Origin of the sequence: Amycolatopsis sp. NBC_01480 (genome assembly GCF_036227205.1) — a bacterium.
Lineage (GTDB): Bacteria > Actinomycetota > Actinomycetes > Mycobacteriales > Pseudonocardiaceae > Amycolatopsis.
Map to the genome: position 1 here is coordinate 5137513 of NZ_CP109442.1, position 16758 is coordinate 5154270.

Below are 16758 nucleotides of genomic sequence, written 5' to 3' on the forward strand. Positions count from 1 at the left end.
AACCAGCAAATGGAGGGATGACCGACGAACAGCCCGACTTCGGCGAGGTACTCCAGACGATCGGCCCGCGCCTGCGCGGCCTGCGGAAACAGCGGAACGCGACGTTGACGCAGCTCTCGGCGACCACCGGGATCTCGGTCAGCACCCTCTCGCGGCTGGAGTCGGGCCAGCGGAAGCCGACCCTGGAGCTGCTGCTGCCACTGGCCCGCGCCCACCAGGTGCCGCTGGACGAACTCGTCGACGCGCCGCCGACCGGCGATCCGCGGCTGCACCCCCGCCCGGTCGTGCGCAATGGCATCACGATCATGCCGCTCACCCGCCGCCCCGGCGGCCTGCGCGCGTACAAGCAGATCTTCCCGCCGAACTGGCCGGACCAGGAGCCGGACCTGCGTGTGCACGACGGGTACGAATGGGCCTACGTCCTGTCCGGACGGTTACGCCTCATCCTCGGCGAGCACGACTTCATCCTCCGGCCGGGCGAAGTGGTGGAGTTCGACACACACGTTCCGCACTGGTTCGGCAATCCCGGGCCGGAGCCGTGCGAGGTGCTCGCGCTGTTCGGGCCGCAGGGCGAACGGTTCCACGTGCGCGCCCGTCCGGCGTCAGGATCCTGACACAGCTCGGTGACGGGTTCCTGTCTTCACGGCAGTCCGGAAGACAGGAACCTGTCAACGGGTCACCGGGCTGTCAGGTGTTCCACGAACCAGTCGCGCGCCGCGGACGATGCTGCGACGAACCCATCACCCGTGTACGCGGCGAAATGGCCGCCCGGCAGGAACACGATCTTCTTCGGCTCGGCCGCCGTTTCGTAGGCCGAGGCGGCCAGGTTGCCACCGGTGAGGCCGTCCTCTCGGCCGACGATCATCAGCAGCGGGGTCGGCGTGATGTCCGGCAGGTAGCGGGCCGGCTCGTAGCCGCGGAAGAGGTCCATGCTGCGCAGGGTGACCTCGTTGGGCCAGCTCGGGTCCAGCTCCGCGCGGGTCCGGGTGAACCACTCCCGCGAGTCCGGGGTCGGCAGGCCGACCAGCTCGCCGGGGTCGTCGCCGATGACCGGGATCGTCGCGGGCGGCTCGCCGGCCGCGCGGGCGCGCCGATCGGCGGTGAAGACCTCCGGCCCGACCACGAGGTTGTTCACCCGGGCGAGGTTCGCGTACGTCGTGTGGCCGCTGATGAACGGCGCCTGCCCGCTCACCGCCTTCACCCGGCGGTCGATCGCCGCCACCACGAACGCGTGCGCCGCCGAGAAACTGGTGCCCCACACGCCGATGCGGTCCGGGTCGACCTCCGGGCGGTTCTGCGCGTGGGTGATCGCGTGCTGGTAGTCGCGGATCTGCTCCCACGGGTCGATCTCGTGCCGCGGCTTCCCGGGCGCGGTGCCGGACTCGCCCCAGCCGCGGTTGTCGAAGACCAGCACCGCGAGGCCCGCCGCCGCGAAGACCTCGGCGAACCGGTCGAGGTACATCAGCTTCGTCGACGACCAGCCGTGCGCCATCACCACGCACGGCGCCGGACCGCTCGCCCCCTCCGCCTCGTAGAACCAGCCGCGAAGCACGGCGCCCTCGGCGTCGAACTCGATGTCGTGCCGCATCAGCTTTCCCTTCGCCGGAATTCGTTGTGCCCCCAACGGTTCCAGCGCCTCGCAACGGCGTCCAAGACCTGATCGGCGGTCTGTGATACCCGCTGGACATCAGACCCGGTGATGTCCGTGGGGTATCACAGAGGTGGAAACAGGTCTTGGACGCCGCCCGGTCGCCCGTCGCAGGATGGAAGAGAACCACTACGGCGAAGGGGATTTCTCATGACAACGGCAACTGGACAGCTCGACGGCCGGCACGTGGTCGTCCTGGGTGGCACGTCGGGGATCGGCTTCGCGACGGCGGTTGCGGCGGCCGCCGAGGGCGCGAACGTGACTGTCGCGTCGAGCCGGCAGTCCAGTGTGGACAGGGCGCTCGCGCAGCTGCCTGCCACGGCGACGGGCCGTGCGCTCGACCTCGCCGACGCCGCGAAGGTCCGCGCCTTCTTCGACGAGCTGGGCGAGTTCGACCACCTCGTGTTCACCGCGGGCGAGCCGCTTGAGCTGATGCCGCTGGACACGCTCGACGTCGAGGCCGCCCGCAGGTTCTTCGGGCTGCGCTGCTTCGGCGCGCTCACCGCCGTGCAGGCCGCGGTCCCGCACCTGCGCGAGGGCGGCTCGATCACTCTGACCAGCGGGACGGCGGCCGCGCGCGGCGGCACCGGCTGGGGCATCGCGGCGAGCATCTGCGCGGCCATCGAGGGGCTGACCCGCTCGCTCGCCGTCGAACTCGCGCCGCTGCGGGTCAACGCCGTCGCCCCCGGCGTCGTGCGCTCGCCGCTCTGGCAGGGCATGACCGAAGCCGACCGCGAGCAGATGTTCAAGGAGACGGGCGCCGGCCTGCCTGCCGGCCGCGTCGGCGAGCCCGAGGACGTCGCACGGGCGTACGTCTACTGCATGACCCAGCGCTGGGCGACCGGCACCGTCCAGCTGATCGACGGCGGCACCGTCCTGGCCTGAGCGGTCAATTGACACCCGTGGAACGGAATCAATAACTCCGGTGAACGGCTGCCGTCCTTTCCGGGTTGGGTTTTCGATATGAGTGATTCCCCTTGTGGAGTCCGTTTTCGAGTGTGAACAAGTCAAGCTGTTCGTCGGTGTTTCACCTGATGTGGCGCGGTTATGGTCCGTTTTGGCGGCTGGCTGACCGCGATCGGAAACGCCCGAATTTTGCGGTTCAACCAATTAACGCCTTTTGTGCTCCTGGAGGTTCCGGGAGTGGGTGAATCCGTGAAAGAAGGTCGTTTTCATGCGTCATGTGAGGTTGATCAGCATGCTGGCGGTGGTCGTCGCCGTGGTCGGGTCCTCGTCGACCGCGCTCGCCGCCGCTTCGTCCCCGTACACGGTCTTCGCCGAACCCGACGACAACTGGCAGTCGGTGTACAACGCCATCAATTCCGCGCACAGCACCCTCGACATGACGATGTACGAGCTGGTCGACAACACCGCGCGACGACCTGGTCGCGGACGCGGGCCGCGGCGTCACGGTCCGCGTCATCCTCGACCAGAACCGCGAGGCCGGCAACAACCAGGCGGCCTACGACTACCTCAACGCGCACGGCGTGCACGCGGTCTGGGCTCCGGCGCAGTTCGAGGCCACGCACCAGAAAACCGTGACGGTGGACGGCCAGACCTCGCTCATCCTGTCCGGCAACCTGACCAGCCGGTACTACTCGACCGGCCGCGACTTCGGGGTGATCGACCAGGACAGCGCTGACGTCAGCGCGATCGAGAAGGTGTTCAACGCCGACTTCGCAGGCAGCTCCATCACCCCGCCGACCGGCGACGACCTGGTCTGGAGCCCGACCAACTCGCAGGCCTCGCTGCTCAAGCTGATCAACTCCGCGACCACCAGCCTGTCGGTGGAGAACGAGGAAATGGCGTTGCCGGCAGTGGTCGACGCGCTGGCCGGCGCGGCCAAGCGCGGGGTCGCGGTCAAGGTCACGATGACTTACAACAGCAGCTACAAAGCCAATTTCAACACCCTGGTCGCGGCCGGGGCCCAGGTCAGCACGTACGCGAACAGCGCGAATACGCTCTACATCCACGCCAAGGTCATCGTCGCCGACTACGGCAAGCCCTCGGCCGCGGTGTTCGTCGGCTCGGAGAACTTCTCCAGCGCGTCGCTGACCGGCAACCGGGAACTCGGGCTGATAGTCAATGACTCCGCAGTGCTGAGTTCGGTCGACAAGACGGTGGCCGGCGATTTCTCGGGCGGCACTCCCTGGACTGCGTAAGCCGTGCCGGGGTGGGAATTCCTGCCTACGCGCCGGCCTGCTTGACCGCGTCGGCCACCTGAGCGGGGGAGGTGTGCGAAGGGGCTCCGTGACCGGGAAGGACCCACGACGCCGACAGCCGGGCGAGCCGTTCCAGCGACGCGCGTGACTCGTCCGGGTCGTCGGTGAAGGGCGCGGGCTGCGGGCCGGTGCGCCCGGTCAGCACGTGCCGGGTCGTCAGGGCGTCTCCGACGAAAACGGCGTCCGCGAGCGGCACGTGCACGGCGACGCTTCCCGGCGAGTGTCCCGGCATCTGCACGATCACCGGGCGGCCCGGCAGGTCCAGGACGTCACCGTCGGCGACCTCGACCACCTCCTGCACATACTGGGGTCGCAGCCCGTTCTTCCGCAGCGAATACCAGAAAAAGCCGAGTGTGGGGCCGATTTTCATCGGGCCGATCGTGGTTTTGGGCTTCTCGCCGGTGCGCGCGCGGTCGGCGTCGGCGGCGTGCACGTAGACGGGCACTCCGTGCTCGCGCCGCAGCCGTTCGGCGAAGCCGAGGTGGTCGGCGTCCCCGTGGGTCAGCACGACGCCGCGGATGTCGTCGGCCGATTTGCCCAGCGACCGCAGCTCGTCCTGCAGGTCGTGCCAGTGGCCTGGCAGGCCGGCGTCGATCAGCGTGATGCCCTCGTCGGTGTTGATCAGATAGCACGCCACGACGTCGTTGCCGAGGCGGTGCAGGTGCGGAGCGAGCTTCATGGGGTTGCCCTTCGGAGGTGTCGTTCGGCTACGATAACTACGGTACATAGCCTTGATGGCTACGGTCAATAGCTTTGGAAGGGGCGAACCGTGCCGACTCCTGAGAAGACGTCGTTGAGCGCGATCGTCGCGGCGGGCCGGGAACTCCTGGAGTCGGGCGGTCAGGACCGGCTGACGATGCAGAGCGTCGCCGGCCGCGTCGGGGTCCGCGCCCCGTCGTTGTACAAGCACGTCCGTGACCGCGCGGCGCTGCTGGCGGCCGTGGCCGGGTCCGCCGTCGACGAACTCGTCGCCCGGCTTGAGAAAACCGACGGTTCATTGGAAGGGCTGGTGCGCGCCTACCGCGGCTTCGCCCAGGACAGCCCCGAGGGGTTTCGGCTGATGATGCTGTCCACGCTGGCGCCGGAGGAGGCCCTCGATCGCGCCGTGGCCCCGATTCTGCAGGTGTCCCGGGACCTCGTCGGAGAGGAAGGCGCGCTCGAAGCCGCGCGCCTGCTGACCGCGTGGGCCACCGGGTTCATCCAGATGGAACTCGTCGGCGCCTTCCGGCTCGGGGGAGACGTCGACAGTGCCTTCGAGTACGGCCTCGCCCGCCTTCGCCGCGCGCTCACGGCCGAGCCGTCCTCTGTGGACTGACGTTCCGCGAGTCAGCCTTCCGTGGCGCGTGAATGGGGCGCCGGGGCGTGAAAACTGCCCAGCAGTGCGAGGGCGTCGGCGCTGGGCGTGCCGGGCTCGGCGTGGTAGATGACCAGCTGCTGGCCGGGCGCGCTGCGCACGTCGAATGCTTGGTAGGTAAGGGTTAGCGGGCCGACGTCGGGGTGCACGAGGTGCTTGGGCTCCCGGCTCTTGCCGCGTACCTGGTGGGTGTCCCACAGCGCACGGAACTGCTCGCTGCCTTCGCTGAGTTCCACGACCAGGTGCCGCAGACCCGGATCGTGCGGATCGAAGCCCGCGGCCACCCGCAAGTTGGCGACGGTGGCCTGCGCCGTCCAGTCCCAGCGGGCGTAGAACTGCCGGCCGGCGGGATCGAGGAAGGTCATGCGGGCCAGGTTGTCCGCTGTCTCGAACGGTGAAAACAGCGCGTCGGCCAGCGCGTTGGTGGCCAGAACGTCCAGGGTGCGGCTGAGCACGAAGGCCGGGGTGTGCGGGTAGCCGTCCATGAGCTGGCGCAGTTCGGGGCTCACGGTTTGCGCCACCGGCGCGGGCGCGCGGTCCGGGGCGGTTCCGGCCAGCCGGTACAGGTGCTCGCGCGCGTCCTCGTCGAGGTCCAGCGCGCGGCACAGGGCTTCGAGAACCTGCGCAGACGGGCGGGTCTCGCGGCCCTGTTCGAGGCGGGTGTAGTAGTCGGCGTTCACGCCGGCCAGCACGGCGACCTCCTCGCGACGCAGCCCGGCCACCTTGCGCCGTCCGGAATAGAGCAGGCCCGCGTCCTCCGGGGACCGCTGCGCGCGGCGGGCCCGCAGGAACTCACCCAGCTCGTTGCCACTCATGCACCCAGGCTAGATCGCCGCCCGCCGGGTTGGCTGGGTGTGGCGCACCCGGTCACCGCGCGTCCTGCCACGGCGCTCGGCCGCCGTCGAGGCTGGAAGCACAACCGGGACCGAGGTGAGTGATGACAGACCGTGAAACGGCCGACGTGGTCGGCATGTGGGTGACCGCGGACGGCCACATCCGGCAAGAACTGCGCGCCGACGGACGCTACGACGAAGCGCGCGGCGACCGGCGTAGCGCCTACACCGGCCGATACACCGTGACCGGGAGCCATCTGGATTACGTCGACGACACCGGGTTCACCGCGACCGGGGACCTTCGCGACGGCGTTCTCTACCACGAGCACCTCGTCCTCTACCGCGAATGGCCGGTGCCGCGATGAGCGCACCGGCCGGCGATTTGGCCGGGAAGGTCGCGCTGGTCACCGGCGCCGCCCGGGGAGTCGGCGCGGCGACCGTCGGCTGGCTGCACGACCGCGGCGCGCGGGTGCTGGCCACCGACATCCGGCCCGAGGTGGCGGACCTGAAGGCTCGGTTCGACGAGGTGTCGACCCTGGTGGGCGACGTCTCGCGCGAGGAGACCGCAGTGCGGTCGGTGGCCGCGGCGCTGGACCGGTTCGGCGGCCTGGACATCCTGGTCAGCAACGCCGGCCGGTCGGTGAACAAACCGATCGTCGAGACCACGGCGTCCGACTGGGACGAGCTGATGGCCATCAACGCCCGCGCGGCGTTCCTGCACTCCCGCGAGGCGTTCCGGGTCATGCGCGAACGCGGCGGCGCGATCGTCACGGTCGGCTCGTTCGCCTGCACAGTCGGGCTGCCGGAGGCCGCCGCGTACAGCGCGTCCAAGGGGGCGTTGGCGCAGCTGACCAAGGTGCTCGCGCTGGAGGGCGGCCCGCACGGCATCCGCGCCAACGTCGTTGCCCCGGGGGTGATCGAGACCGACCTGCTCGACAACTTCCGGGACGACAGCCGCGCGTATCTGCGCTCTTTCGGCGACGCCCACCCGCTGGGCCGCGTCGCTCAGCCGGACGAGATCGCCGAGGTGATCGGGTTTCTGGCCTCGCCTCGGTCCAGCTTCATCACCGGCGCCGTCGTCGCCGCCGACGGCGGTTACACCGCGGCATGACTACTACGACAAGGAAAGAGAACACCATGCCTGGACGGCTTTCCGGCAAGGTCGCGCTGATCACGGGCGCGACCGGGGGCATCGGATCGGCCACTGCGGAGCTGTTCGCCCGCGAAGGCGCCGCCCTGATCGTCGCCGATCTGGATGAGGACGCGCTGCGTGCGCTGTCCGCGCGCCTGGACACCGACGTGCTCGCGGCCCGCTTGGACGTCTCGTCCTCCGAGAGCTGGGACGAGGCGATCGAGCTGACGCGGCAGCGCTTCGGGCGGCTGGACGTGCTGGTCAACGTCGCCGGAATCGTGGACTGGCCCGGAATCGAGGGCACCACGCGGGAATCCTGGGACCGGGTGATCGCGGTGAATCAGACCGGCACCTGGCTCGGCATGAAAGCCGCCATGCCCCTGCTTCGCGCCTCCGGCAACGGCTCGATCGTCAACACCTCGTCCGTCCTCGGCCTGGTCGGCAGCGGGGCCGCCGCCGCGTACCAGGCGTCGAAGGGCGCGGTGCGGCTGCTGACCAAAACCGCGGCCGTCGAATACGCGACCCAGGGCGTCCGGGTCAATTCGGTACACCCCGGTGTCATCGCTACCCCGATGATCCAGGACCTCCTCGACGCGCAGGGAGACCAGCAGCCCGACATCGTGCGCACGCCCATGCGTCGCGCGGGCCGCCCCGCGGAGATCGCCCCCGCGATGCTTTTCCTGGCCGGGGACGAATCCTCGTTCGTCACCGGAACTGAGTTGGTGGTCGACGGCGGGCTCACTGCGTACTGACGGGCTCGGCTTGCACCGGACTCGGACTCGGTCTCGGGTTCAGCCTGGTTCGGCCCGCGCTGGCCCCGGGCCCGGCCTGCGTCGACCGTGGTTTGGCCTGCGCAGGCCCGGGGTTCGGCCTGTGTCGGCCTTCGGATCGGCCCGTGGCGGCTCAGGGTTCGGCCTGCGGCGGCCCTGAGTTCGGCCCGCGTCGCCGGGGCTCGGCCGGTGCCGGCTCCGGGCTCAGCCGGGTTCGGCCTGTGTTGACCGCGGGTTCGGCCCGGCGTCGGCCTCGGGTTCAGTCGAGTTCGGCTCGGCGTCGCCGTAATTCGTCGATGGTCGCGTCGACCGTGTCGCGGTGCTGCTGGATCCGCCCGATGGCCCGGTCGATTTCGGCGCGAAGCTCCTCGGCTTTGCCGCGCTCGACTTCCGCGTGATCGGGCTGGACCCGGTTGCGCTCGCCGAGCACCAGCGGCCGGTCCACGCGGGGGATGTGGGACATGCGGTTGTTGATGAAGTCGTCCAGCTCGTTCAGGCTGTCGTTGAGCCGCTCGGTCCAGGACAGGCGCCGGCGGGCCTCCTGCTCGGGATCGCGTTTGTTCCAGGACGCGTCGGCCATGGTGCGGGTCAGCGCCTCGTCGGTGGCCCGGAAGTTCAGCAGCAGGCTGGTGATCGCGTGCCGGACCGCTTCGACGTCGAGCTGGTCCGGCCCCGATCGTCGCGGGGCGGCCCAGGTCCGTTGCCCGCCCCGGCGTTTGTAGTGCTGCTGCATCGCCTGCTTGGAGCGTTCGCCGTAGATCGCGCCCAGCTGTTCCCAGGTCCAGCCACTGTCCATGATGGACTCGATCAGCACCCGCTCGGCCTGCTCGACGGCCTCGCGGGCCCACGGCATCATCCGCAACGCGATCAAGGATTCATCCACCTCGTCAACGTATTGGTTGACGTATTGGTTCGTCAACCAACACGTTGACGCGGCTCTTCGCCGGTGAGGTGATCAGCTGGCGGGTTTGCCGAACCAGCGGGAGAGGTGGTCGTCCAGGCTCTGCTGATCGTCGCCGATCCAGGCGACGTGGCCGTCGGGGCGGAGCAGGAGACCCGGAACATCCAGTGCCGCAGTGGGATCCGCGAGGTGATCGACCCGGTCCGACCAATCGCCGACGGTCAGGCGTTCGGTGCGGTCCAGCAGCAGGCCGCGGCCGCGATCCAGCAGGTCGTAGAGGCGGCCCTGTTTGATGTCGATGTCGCGCAGACGTCGGCCGAGCAGGTCGGGGCCTTCGCCGAAGTCGTAACGGATGTCGATCGCGGTGATCTTCTCGATCAGATAGCGGTTCACCTCGTCGAAGTCCATCAGTTCGGTGAGCAGCCGGCGCACGGCTCGCGGGCCCGGTTCGGTGGAGTGCAATTCCATCTGGGCGCGAGTGTTGTCCAGTACGTCCTCGGCGACCGGATGGCGTTCGGCCTGATAGGTGTCCAGAAGCGTTTCCGGCGCCCAGCCACGGATTTGCGCGGCCAGTTTCCAGCCGAGGTTGAAAGCGTCCTGGAGGCCCAGATTGAGGCCCTGTCCGCCGGTGGGCGGATGAATGTGCGCCGCATCGCCCGCCAGCAGCACCCGCCCGACCCGATAACGTTCGGCCAACCGGGTCGCATCTCCAAATCGGGACAGCCAGCGCGGCGAATGCACGCCGAAATCTGTTCCGGCGATGGCGTGCAGCTGTTGTTTGAAATCCTCCAGAGTGGGCGGTTCCGCGCTGATTCCCGCGGCTGGAACCACGACGCTGTAAGTGTCATTGCCGACGGGCCGGAGCCAGAATCGCTGATGGGTCTTGCTGATTTCGGCCACCTTGGCGGAGATCTCCTCCTGTGGCACTCCCACTGCCATCTCGCCCATCAGCGTCTCGGTCTTCGAGGGCTCGCCGGGGAAGCCGACGCCGAGCAGTTTGCGCACCGTGCTGCGCGCGCCGTCACACCCGACGAGATAGCGCGAACGCACCTGTTCGCCGTCGGCCAGCTCGACGGTCACCCCCTCGTCGTCCTGCGCGAAACCCCTCACCGCGCAACCGCGCCGGATCTGCGCACCCAGCTGGATCGCATGTTCCTCGAGGAGGCGGACGATGACCGGCTGCGGAATACCCAGCAGATAGGCGTGCGCGGAATCCAGATCCTGGGGTGCGGGTTCGGGGATGCCGGCGAAGAAACCGCCGGCCGGACGCTTTCGCCCATGCTGAAGAAGACGATCCAGGAGCCCGCGCATCGCCATCAGCTCAAGGCTTCGAATATGCAGACCGACTATGCGGACGTACGAAACGGGCTCGGGTTCCTTTTCCAGCACGAGTACCCGCACGCCGTGCAGTCGCAGTTCGGAGGCCAGCATCAGTCCGGCCGGACCGCATCCGGAAATGATTACGTCGAACTGTGGAGAGTCCATGGTGTTGCCTTTCGGGAGTGCCTGATTATCGGGCGCTCCCGGCGACACCTACGTCAATCGCCCGACCGTGGCAGGAAGGAGAGCACCCACATCGATACAGCGTTCATGGGTCTCACCTCCTCGGGCGGTGTCGCGGTCCACTCCAAGCTACTAGCCCGGGCGTCGCCCCGTCCAATCGCTTCCCGGCCACGCCCCTGGCTGATCAGGCGGTCGGCCGGCCCGCGCCCGCGTAGTCGTCACCCGGCTTGCGGTAGGGGTGGACCTGCACGGCCTGGCCGGTCTGCGGCGCGTCGATCATCTGCTGGTTGCCGATGTAGAGGCCGACGTGGTGGATTTTCGTGGCGGGCTCGCCGTAGAAGATCAGGTCGCCCAGCTGGGGCGCGTCCACGTGCGGGACGCTGCGGAACTGCGTGTCGGCCGTGCGCATGAGCTTGACGCCCGCGCTGCTGTACGCCGCGGTGGTCAGGCCGGAGCAGTCGAAGCCGGGGTCGGCGTCGCCGGTGCCGTTGCCGCCCCAGACGTAAGGCAGGCCGATCTGGTCGATGGCGAAGTCGACCGCGCTCAGCACCGCGGGGTTGGGGGCCTGGCTGCCCTGGCCGACGGTGCCGTAGACGTTGGTCGTCGCCAGCGTGCGGTGCAGGAAGAGCGGCGCTGTCTGCAGGGAGCTGACGGCGTTCCACCAGTCCTTCGACAGGTCGCGCCCGTCGGCGCAAAGGGCGCGCCCGGTGGTGAGCGCGGCGTCGTCGACGTTCTGCGGGTCGGGCTTCCCGCCGGACGCGCTGCGCTGCCACTTCGCCCAGATCGCCGGCGACAACTGCATCGGCCCGGACGCGTTCGCCGTCGAGACGACGCGGTTGTAGAAGTCGCGCACCTCGACGGTGCCCAGGGGTTTCGCGAGAGTCCCGCTGGGGTCGAGGTGGTCACCCTGCGCGCGGCCGTGGTCGCTGGTCACCTTGCCGACGGCGGCGAGCGTGATCCACGAAAGGTGGCAACCGGGCTGTTCCTTGCCGAGCGTGACGGTCGCCTCGGCGTAACCGGTCATGGCGCGTAAGGGAATGTCGAGCCACTGACTGGTCCGTGAAGCCCACGCGTCGAACTCACTCGCCTTCGGCACGTTCGGCTGGGTAGGCACGGCACTGCTCGCCGGCGGCGCCCCGGCCGACGACGGCGCCCCGGCCGACGACGGCGACGGCGCCGTGGAGGTGAGGGCCGCCGTATTGGCCGCCTGTTGGCTACCAGGCGCGAACTGCACCGCGACAACCAACGCCGCGACAGCCACAACAACCGCCGCGAGGACGACCACGGTGCGCCGCCGCTTCGGCCGCTGCCCGGTGGCAAGCCCGCCGTCGCCACTGCCTGGCGACTGCTCGCCACCTCCGGGCGCTGCCTCGCCGCCGACTGGCGATGACTCGCTATTTCCTGGCCACGTCTCGCCACCGACCGGCGACGCCTCGCCGCTGTCTGGCGATGGCTCGCCACTTCCCGGCCACGGCTCGCCACTGACTGGCGACGCTTCCTTCCCGGCTGGCTGACCAGCGGAATCCTCACCCCACAACGGTGCCAGCGCCAGCGATTCCCCCGCCGGCACGGGCTGCTCCGGCCGCGTGGACGTCTCCGAGCCGAACAGCGGTTTCGCGCCGAACAGCGGCTTCGTGCCGGAACCCGTGTCAGGTTCCTGCTCTGATGCGGGGACGGCCGCAGGCTCCATGTCAGGTTCCTGACTCGGCCGCGCAACCCCAGCATCCGGCTGGGCCTCGCCGCCGGGCTCCGCCGTCTTGGCCGAGCGGGCGGCTTCCACATCCGCTTCCGTCGGGTCGGCTGCGATTGAGCCCCCGCCGCCCGAGCGAGTCTCCGCCGAGTCGGCTTCAGCCGGGCCATCGGCTTCCGCGCCGGCTCCCGCCGCGCCGGCTTCGGCCGCGCTGCCGTCGCACGAACTGGCCGCCGCGGTGCTGACATTCGCCGAGCTGGCACCGGCCGTACCGACGTCTTCCGAGGTGGCTGCCGCCGCGATGGCCTCCGCCGTGCTGACATCACCTGGGCTGGCTCCGGCCGAACTGGCGTCGCCCGAGTGAGTTTCCGTTGAGCTGCCTGTCACCGAGCTGGCGTCCGCTGAGCCGGCATCGCCCTTGCCGGTTCCCGCCGTACTGGCCCCGGTCGAGCTGGCTCCGGAGCCAGGCCCCGCCGAGCCAACCCCCGCCGAGCCAACCCCGCCCGAGTCAGTCCCGCCCGAGTCAGACCCTCTCGAACCGCTCTCGCCCCCCGGCGACGAATCCCGTCCCACCCCTGCCGCCATCATCGGCTCCCGGTGAGCCTCGACAGGACGAACTCGCGCAGCCCGTCCAGCTCGGTGTCGGTGGCGACCTCGATCCGGCGGCCCGGCGCCGACTCGGGGTCGTCGAGGGCGATGCGGCGGTCGACCAAGGTCATGCCGCGGGCGGGGCCGTCGGTGGTGTCGACGTTCACCGCGTACGTCTCCGTCTGCAGGATGCCCGGGTTGATCGCTTCGGCGACGGCGACGGCGTCGTGCATCACGATGCCGTCGTAGCCCAAAACCCGGCGGTAGTACGCGAGGTAGTCGGGGGTGAAGGCGTCCAGCGCCTCCCCGATCGGCCCCGAAGCGGCGAGCTTCGCCAGCCAGGCGGCGTCGACGGCGCATCGGTGCGTGAGGTCGAGCGGGACCATCACGCACGGCACCTCGTCCTCGGCGATCACGCGCCGCGCGGCCTCCGGGTCGGCCCAGATGTTGAACTCGGCGGCGGCCGTGATGTTGCCGCGGGCGACGCCGCCGCCCATCAGCACGATGCGCGCGATCTTGTCGCGGACCCCCGGGTGCGCGGCCAGCAGCGCGGCGATGTTCGTGAGCGGCCCGATCGGCGCGATCGTCACCGGCTCGTCGGACGCTTCGAGCAGGGAGACCAGCAGGCTGACGGCGTCCTGCGACTCCAGCGGGCGCGTCGCCTCGGGCAGCGAGCCGGCGCGCCCGGACAGGCCGTCGGCGCCGTGGACCTTGCCGTTGCGCTCCCCGCCGTAGACCAGCCGCCGCGCCGCGCCGGCCGCGACCGGGACGTCCGGGCGGCCGCACAGCTGCAGGAGACGGCGGGCGTTGGCGGTGGTCATGGCCAGCGGGACGTTGCCGAAAACGGTCGTCACCCCCAGCAGGTCGACGTCGGCCGACATCGCCGCCAGGGCGATCGCGAAAGCGTCGTCGACACCCGGGTCGGTGTCGATGATCAGCTTGGTCCCCATCGGTGCTCCCCTTGCCTGTGGCGGGCGTCCCCGCACAGGTTACGGTCAATGGCATGACGTCGATGTGGGGTGCGCCCGCGCTGTCCCGCGTGCGCGCCTGGGGGCGGGCCCGGCGCGACCCGCACCAGGCCAAGTTCCTGACGGGCGACTCGCTGCGCTGGATCGTGCGCAACCGCGCGTACACGCCGTGGTACCTGGTCCGGTACTACCGGCTGCTGAAGTTCCGCCTGGCCAACCCGCACATCATCCTGCGCGGCATGGTGTTCCTGGGCAAGGACGTCGAGATCCACTGCCGGCCCGGCTACGGGCGGCTGGAGATCGGCCGCTGGGTGCACATCGGCGACGGGAACGCGATCCGCTGTCACGAGGGGTCCCTTCGCATCGGCGACAAGTCGGTGTTCGGCCGGCAGAACGTGATCAACTGCTACCTGGACATCGAGCTGGGCGCGGCCACGCTGGTCGCCGACTGGGTGTACATCTGCGACTTCGACCACGTGACCGCCGACATCCACGTGCCGATCAAGGACCAGGGCATCGTGAAGTCGCCGGTGCGCATCGGGCCGGACACCTGGCTCGGCACGAAGGTGAGCGTGCTCAAGGGCACGCGCATCGGCCGCGGCTGCGTGATGGGCGCGCACGCCGTGGTCCGCGGCGACATCCCGGAGTACTCGATCGCGGTCGGCTCGCCGGCCCGCGTGGTGCGTAACCGCCAGGACGACTACGCCGCCGACGCCGCCCGCCGCGAGGCCGTCGCGGACATGGCCCGCAAGGCGAACAAGGCGTTGCAGAAGACCCTCGGCGAGAGCTGACGGGCCTCGCCTCTCCACGGCGAATCCGGCGTTCGCGCTGGTCAGGCGACCGGTGCCGCCGACGGGGGACGGTCGTCGGCGGCACGGGGAAACCTCACTCCTCGAAGGTGATCTCCGGCGGCGGACGGCGGAAGCCGTGGGTCAGGAACGTCAGGTAGACGATCCCGATCCCCAGCCACACCAGGCCGAAGACCAGCGCGATGCCGTCGAGGTTGATCAGCAGCCACAAATCGACGACGGCGCCGATCGCGGGGGCGACCAGCCAGGTCAGCACGTTGCGGCGGGTGGTGTTCCGTTCGCGGATCCAGGTGGCGATCACGCTGACGTTGACCATGGTGAAGGCCGTGAACGCGCCGAAGTTGATGAACGACGTCGAGGTCGTCACGTCCAGCGCCAGCGCGATCAGCCCCACCAGCCCGGTCAGGCCGATGGCGAACGTCGGCGTGTGCAGCTTCGGCTGGAGCCGGCCGAAGATCCGGGGCAGCACGCCGTCGCGGCCCATCGCGAACATCAGCCGTGACGCGCTGGCCTGCGCGGCGATGCCGGACGCGAACTGCGCGACGACGAGGCCGGCCAGGAAGAAACTGGCGAACAGGTTGCCGCCGATGTGCGTCGCGATCTCGAACGCCGCGGACGACTCGTCGTTGAAGACGCTGCCCGGGTGCACCAGCTGGGTGAAGTAGGCGAGCACGACGAAGATGCCGCCGCCGATCAGCGCGGTCAGCAGGATCGCGCGCGGGATGGTGCGCCGCGGCTCGATGGTCTCCTCGGTGAGCGTCGTGACGGCGTCGAAGCCGAGGAACGAGTAAGTCGCCAGCGCGGCGCCGCCCGAGATCGTCGCGAACGTGCTGCCCGCGTGGAAGAACGGGTCGCCGCTGGCGAGCGAATGCCCGTCGGAGACCACCTGCGAGATCGAGAGGACCACGAAGAACGCGATCACCAGGATCTGGAAGGCCATCAGGACGAAGTTGGCCTTCTCGGCGATCTTGATGCCGAGCACGTTCAGCACGGTGGTCAGCAGGATGAACGCGATCAGCCACAGCCAGCTCGGAACGGCCGGGAACTGCGCGGACAGGTAGGCGCCGCCGATCAGCCAGATCACCATCGGCAGGAAGAAGTAGTCCAGCAGCACGGCCCAGCCCACGAGGAAGCCGAGCCGGGAGTCGATGGCCTTGCGCACGTACGTGTAAGCGGATCCGGCGACCGGGTGGGTGGCGGCCATCTTGCCGTAGCTCGCGGCGGTGAACAGCATCGCGACCAGCGCCAGGACGTACGCCGAGGGGACGGTGCCCCCGGTTGTCGTCGCCACGACGCCGAACGTGCCGAGCACGATCAGCGGCGCCATGTACGCGAGTCCGAAGAGGACAACGCCGGGCAGGCCCAGCCGTCGTTCCAAAGTGGCCCCGGGGGCCGTGCTCGCCGTGCTCATCGGGCTCCTTCTTGTCGCGGACGCCACCGGTCCGGCTCGATCCGGCCTTGGTAGAGCGGCAGTTCCAGCGGCGCGTCGGCCGCCGTGAACTGGTCCCACATCCGGTTGACGCCCGCCGTGCCCTCGCGCCGGACGCGGGCGACTTCGTCCAGGTCGATCGTGCGCGCGAGCACGCCGGACTCGTCGCCCGGCAGCTCGTCGAGCACGGTGCCCTCGGGGTCGACCAGGATGCTGTCTCCTACCCCGACGGGGCCGGCGGTATTCACGCTCGCGACGAAGACCTGGTTGGTGATCGCGTTCGCCCGCGCGAGCACGAGCTCCTGCAGGCGGTCGCGCGTCGTGGTCTGCACGGGGTTGAGCACGAGCTCCGCGCCGAGCCACGCGAGATGGCGGGCGACCTCGGGGAACCAGGCGTCGTAACAGATCGAGAAGCCCAGGCGGCCGACGCCGGCCAGGTCGGCGACCACGAAGCGGTCACCCGGGTCGTACGGCTCGTAGGGCCGCCACGGGAAGATCTTGCGGTAGCTGCCGGCCAGCTCGCCGCCGGGGGAGAAGACGAGGGCGGTGTTGAACAGTTCGCCGTTGTTGCCGCGTTCGCAGACGCTGCCCGGGGCGAGCCAGACGCCGAGGTCACCGGCCAGCTGCGCCAGCTCGCGGGTGCGCGGTCCGTCCAACGGCTGCGCGGCGGCGTTCAGCTGCTCCGTGCGTTCCTCGGCTGTGCCCTCGACGCCGCAGAGGTGCAGCTCCGGAAACGCGATCAGCCGGGTTCCGGGATGGTCGCTTAGCAAGGAGCGGACTTCGCCCGCGTACGCCTGCACGGTGTCGGTGTAGGGGCGCGGCGGCAGCTGGGCGAGCGCGATCGGCAGCGGGCGGGACATGGGCGAAAAGTAGTCCATCTCGCACCGTCAAACAAGAGTGTTCATTTTGAG

At 69.7% G+C, this 16758-nt stretch carries 19 protein-coding genes; 9 read left to right on the top strand and 10 right to left on the bottom strand.

The genetic code is table 11. From position 1 onward, the window contains the following. Positions 1-17 precede the first annotated feature (17 nt). The gene (locus OG371_RS24635; RefSeq protein WP_329057431.1) at positions 18-614 is read left to right on the top strand and encodes a helix-turn-helix domain-containing protein; all 597 of its coding nucleotides are present in this window, start codon (positions 18-20) and stop codon (positions 612-614) included. A gap of 62 nt (positions 615-676) precedes the next feature. Here the strand turns inward: OG371_RS24635 and OG371_RS24640 are convergent, their stop codons facing one another. Further along, positions 677-1588: an alpha/beta hydrolase gene (locus OG371_RS24640; RefSeq protein WP_329057432.1), complete on the bottom strand. Its 912-nt coding sequence runs from the start codon at positions 1586-1588 to the stop codon at positions 677-679. 210 nt (positions 1589-1798) lie between these two features. On the opposite strand from OG371_RS24640, the gene OG371_RS24645 reads away from it, so the two are divergent. Beyond that, entirely contained in the window at positions 1799-2533 is a 735-nt protein-coding gene (locus OG371_RS24645; protein WP_329057433.1) for an SDR family oxidoreductase, read from the top strand. A 294-nt stretch (positions 2534-2827) separates the two neighbouring features. Here OG371_RS24645 and OG371_RS24650 read toward each other — a convergent pair whose 3' ends face one another. Further along, entirely contained in the window at positions 2828-3019 is a 192-nt protein-coding gene (locus tag OG371_RS24650; RefSeq protein WP_329057434.1) for a hypothetical protein, read from the bottom strand. An 11-nt stretch (positions 3020-3030) separates the two neighbouring features. Between OG371_RS24650 and OG371_RS24655 the strand changes: the two genes are divergently transcribed. Continuing rightward, entirely contained in the window at positions 3031-3810 is a 780-nt protein-coding gene (locus OG371_RS24655; RefSeq protein ID WP_329073256.1) for a phospholipase D-like domain-containing protein, read from the top strand. 25 nt (positions 3811-3835) lie between these two features. Here the strand turns inward: OG371_RS24655 and OG371_RS24660 are convergent, their stop codons facing one another. Next, entirely contained in the window at positions 3836-4549 is a 714-nt protein-coding gene (locus tag OG371_RS24660) for an MBL fold metallo-hydrolase (RefSeq protein WP_329057435.1), read from the bottom strand. 90 nt (positions 4550-4639) lie between these two features. On the opposite strand from OG371_RS24660, the gene OG371_RS24665 reads away from it, so the two are divergent. Beyond that, positions 4640-5185 (top strand): TetR/AcrR family transcriptional regulator, encoded by a 546-nt coding sequence (locus OG371_RS24665; protein ID WP_329057436.1) that lies wholly within the window; start codon positions 4640-4642, stop codon positions 5183-5185. Positions 5186-5196: 11 nt separating this feature from the next. Here OG371_RS24665 and OG371_RS24670 read toward each other — a convergent pair whose 3' ends face one another. Further along, positions 5197-6039, bottom strand: coding sequence for a helix-turn-helix transcriptional regulator (locus OG371_RS24670; protein WP_329057437.1), 843 nt, complete (start codon positions 6037-6039; stop codon positions 5197-5199). Positions 6040-6161: 122 nt separating this feature from the next. Between OG371_RS24670 and OG371_RS24675 the strand changes: the two genes are divergently transcribed. From OG371_RS24675 to OG371_RS24685, 3 genes are read left to right on the top strand one after another with little or no spacing between them, the layout of a single operon-like run. Then, complete coding sequence (locus tag OG371_RS24675) at positions 6162-6422, top strand: Atu4866 domain-containing protein (protein ID WP_329057438.1); 261 nt, start codon at positions 6162-6164, stop codon at positions 6420-6422. Beyond that, positions 6419-7168 (top strand): SDR family NAD(P)-dependent oxidoreductase, encoded by a 750-nt coding sequence (locus OG371_RS24680; RefSeq protein WP_329057439.1) that lies wholly within the window; start codon positions 6419-6421, stop codon positions 7166-7168. Before OG371_RS24675 ends, OG371_RS24680 begins: the two co-directional genes overlap by 4 nt. 26 nt (positions 7169-7194) lie before the next feature. Further along, positions 7195-7941 carry an SDR family NAD(P)-dependent oxidoreductase gene (locus tag OG371_RS24685; RefSeq protein WP_329057440.1) on the top strand — a complete coding sequence of 249 codons (747 nt, stop codon included), beginning with the start codon at positions 7195-7197 and terminating at the stop codon, positions 7939-7941. Between the two features lie 277 nt (positions 7942-8218). Here OG371_RS24685 and OG371_RS24690 read toward each other — a convergent pair whose 3' ends face one another. The 3 genes from OG371_RS24690 to OG371_RS24700 all read right to left on the bottom strand — a co-directional run bounded on the left by OG371_RS24690 (position 8219) and on the right by OG371_RS24700 (position 11648). Next, positions 8219-8842: a hypothetical protein gene (locus tag OG371_RS24690; RefSeq protein WP_329057441.1), complete on the bottom strand. Its 624-nt coding sequence runs from the start codon at positions 8840-8842 to the stop codon at positions 8219-8221. A 72-nt stretch (positions 8843-8914) separates the two neighbouring features. Further along, positions 8915-10345: a rifampin monooxygenase gene (gene rox, locus OG371_RS24695; RefSeq protein WP_329057442.1), complete on the bottom strand. Its 1431-nt coding sequence runs from the start codon at positions 10343-10345 to the stop codon at positions 8915-8917. Positions 10346-10547: 202 nt separating this feature from the next. After that, positions 10548-11648, bottom strand: coding sequence for a C40 family peptidase (locus tag OG371_RS24700; RefSeq protein WP_329057443.1), 1101 nt, complete (start codon positions 11646-11648; stop codon positions 10548-10550). Between OG371_RS24700 and OG371_RS24705 the strand changes: the two genes are divergently transcribed. Continuing rightward, positions 11574-11753 (top strand): hypothetical protein, encoded by a 180-nt coding sequence (locus tag OG371_RS24705; protein ID WP_329073465.1) that lies wholly within the window; start codon positions 11574-11576, stop codon positions 11751-11753. The genes OG371_RS24700 and OG371_RS24705 overlap by 75 nt on opposite strands. Positions 11754-12637: 884 nt before the next feature. Here the strand turns inward: OG371_RS24705 and OG371_RS24710 are convergent. Then, entirely contained in the window at positions 12638-13591 is a 954-nt protein-coding gene (locus OG371_RS24710; RefSeq protein ID WP_329057444.1) for a nucleoside hydrolase, read from the bottom strand. A gap of 53 nt (positions 13592-13644) precedes the next feature. Here OG371_RS24710 and OG371_RS24715 point away from each other — a divergent pair, with 53 nt between their 5' ends. Further along, positions 13645-14400, top strand: a complete 756-nt coding sequence (locus OG371_RS24715; RefSeq protein ID WP_091622035.1) for an acyltransferase — start codon at positions 13645-13647, stop codon at positions 14398-14400. A 94-nt stretch (positions 14401-14494) separates the two neighbouring features. Here OG371_RS24715 and OG371_RS24720 read toward each other — a convergent pair whose 3' ends face one another. Together OG371_RS24720 and OG371_RS24725 are read right to left on the bottom strand one after the other, a co-directional pair. Next, positions 14495-15829 carry an APC family permease gene (locus tag OG371_RS24720; protein WP_329057446.1) on the bottom strand — a complete coding sequence of 445 codons (1335 nt, stop codon included), beginning with the start codon at positions 15827-15829 and terminating at the stop codon, positions 14495-14497. Then, on the bottom strand, positions 15826-16707 hold the full coding sequence (locus OG371_RS24725) for a carbon-nitrogen hydrolase family protein (RefSeq protein WP_329057447.1): 882 nt from the start codon (positions 16705-16707) through the stop codon (positions 15826-15828). The genes OG371_RS24720 and OG371_RS24725 overlap by 4 nt, the downstream gene beginning before the upstream one ends. Positions 16708-16758: the final 51 nt, after the last annotated feature.

Excerpts from the sequence above, each read along its gene's own strand:
- OG371_RS24670 (WP_329057437.1), bottom strand. The coding sequence starts at position 6,039 with ATGAGTGGCAACGAGCTGGGTGAGTTCCTGCGGGCCCGCCGCGCGCAG.
- OG371_RS24680 (WP_329057439.1), top strand. The coding sequence starts at position 6,419 with ATGAGCGCACCGGCCGGCGATTTGGCCGGGAAGGTCGCGCTGGTCACC.
- OG371_RS24685 (WP_329057440.1), top strand. The coding sequence starts at position 7,195 with ATGCCTGGACGGCTTTCCGGCAAGGTCGCGCTGATCACGGGCGCGACC.
- OG371_RS24645 (WP_329057433.1), top strand. The coding sequence starts at position 1,799 with ATGACAACGGCAACTGGACAGCTCGACGGCCGGCACGTGGTCGTCCTG.
- rox (WP_329057442.1), bottom strand. The coding sequence starts at position 10,345 with ATGGACTCTCCACAGTTCGACGTAATCATTTCCGGATGCGGTCCGGCC.
- OG371_RS24720 (WP_329057446.1), bottom strand. The coding sequence starts at position 15,829 with ATGAGCACGGCGAGCACGGCCCCCGGGGCCACTTTGGAACGACGGCTG.
- OG371_RS24635 (WP_329057431.1), top strand. The coding sequence starts at position 18 with ATGACCGACGAACAGCCCGACTTCGGCGAGGTACTCCAGACGATCGGC.
- OG371_RS24710 (WP_329057444.1), bottom strand. The coding sequence starts at position 13,591 with ATGGGGACCAAGCTGATCATCGACACCGACCCGGGTGTCGACGACGCT.
- OG371_RS24675 (WP_329057438.1), top strand. The coding sequence starts at position 6,162 with ATGACAGACCGTGAAACGGCCGACGTGGTCGGCATGTGGGTGACCGCG.
- OG371_RS24640 (WP_329057432.1), bottom strand. The coding sequence starts at position 1,588 with ATGCGGCACGACATCGAGTTCGACGCCGAGGGCGCCGTGCTTCGCGGC.
- OG371_RS24660 (WP_329057435.1), bottom strand. The coding sequence starts at position 4,549 with ATGAAGCTCGCTCCGCACCTGCACCGCCTCGGCAACGACGTCGTGGCG.
- OG371_RS24725 (WP_329057447.1), bottom strand. The coding sequence starts at position 16,707 with ATGTCCCGCCCGCTGCCGATCGCGCTCGCCCAGCTGCCGCCGCGCCCC.
- OG371_RS24715 (WP_091622035.1), top strand. The coding sequence starts at position 13,645 with ATGACGTCGATGTGGGGTGCGCCCGCGCTGTCCCGCGTGCGCGCCTGG.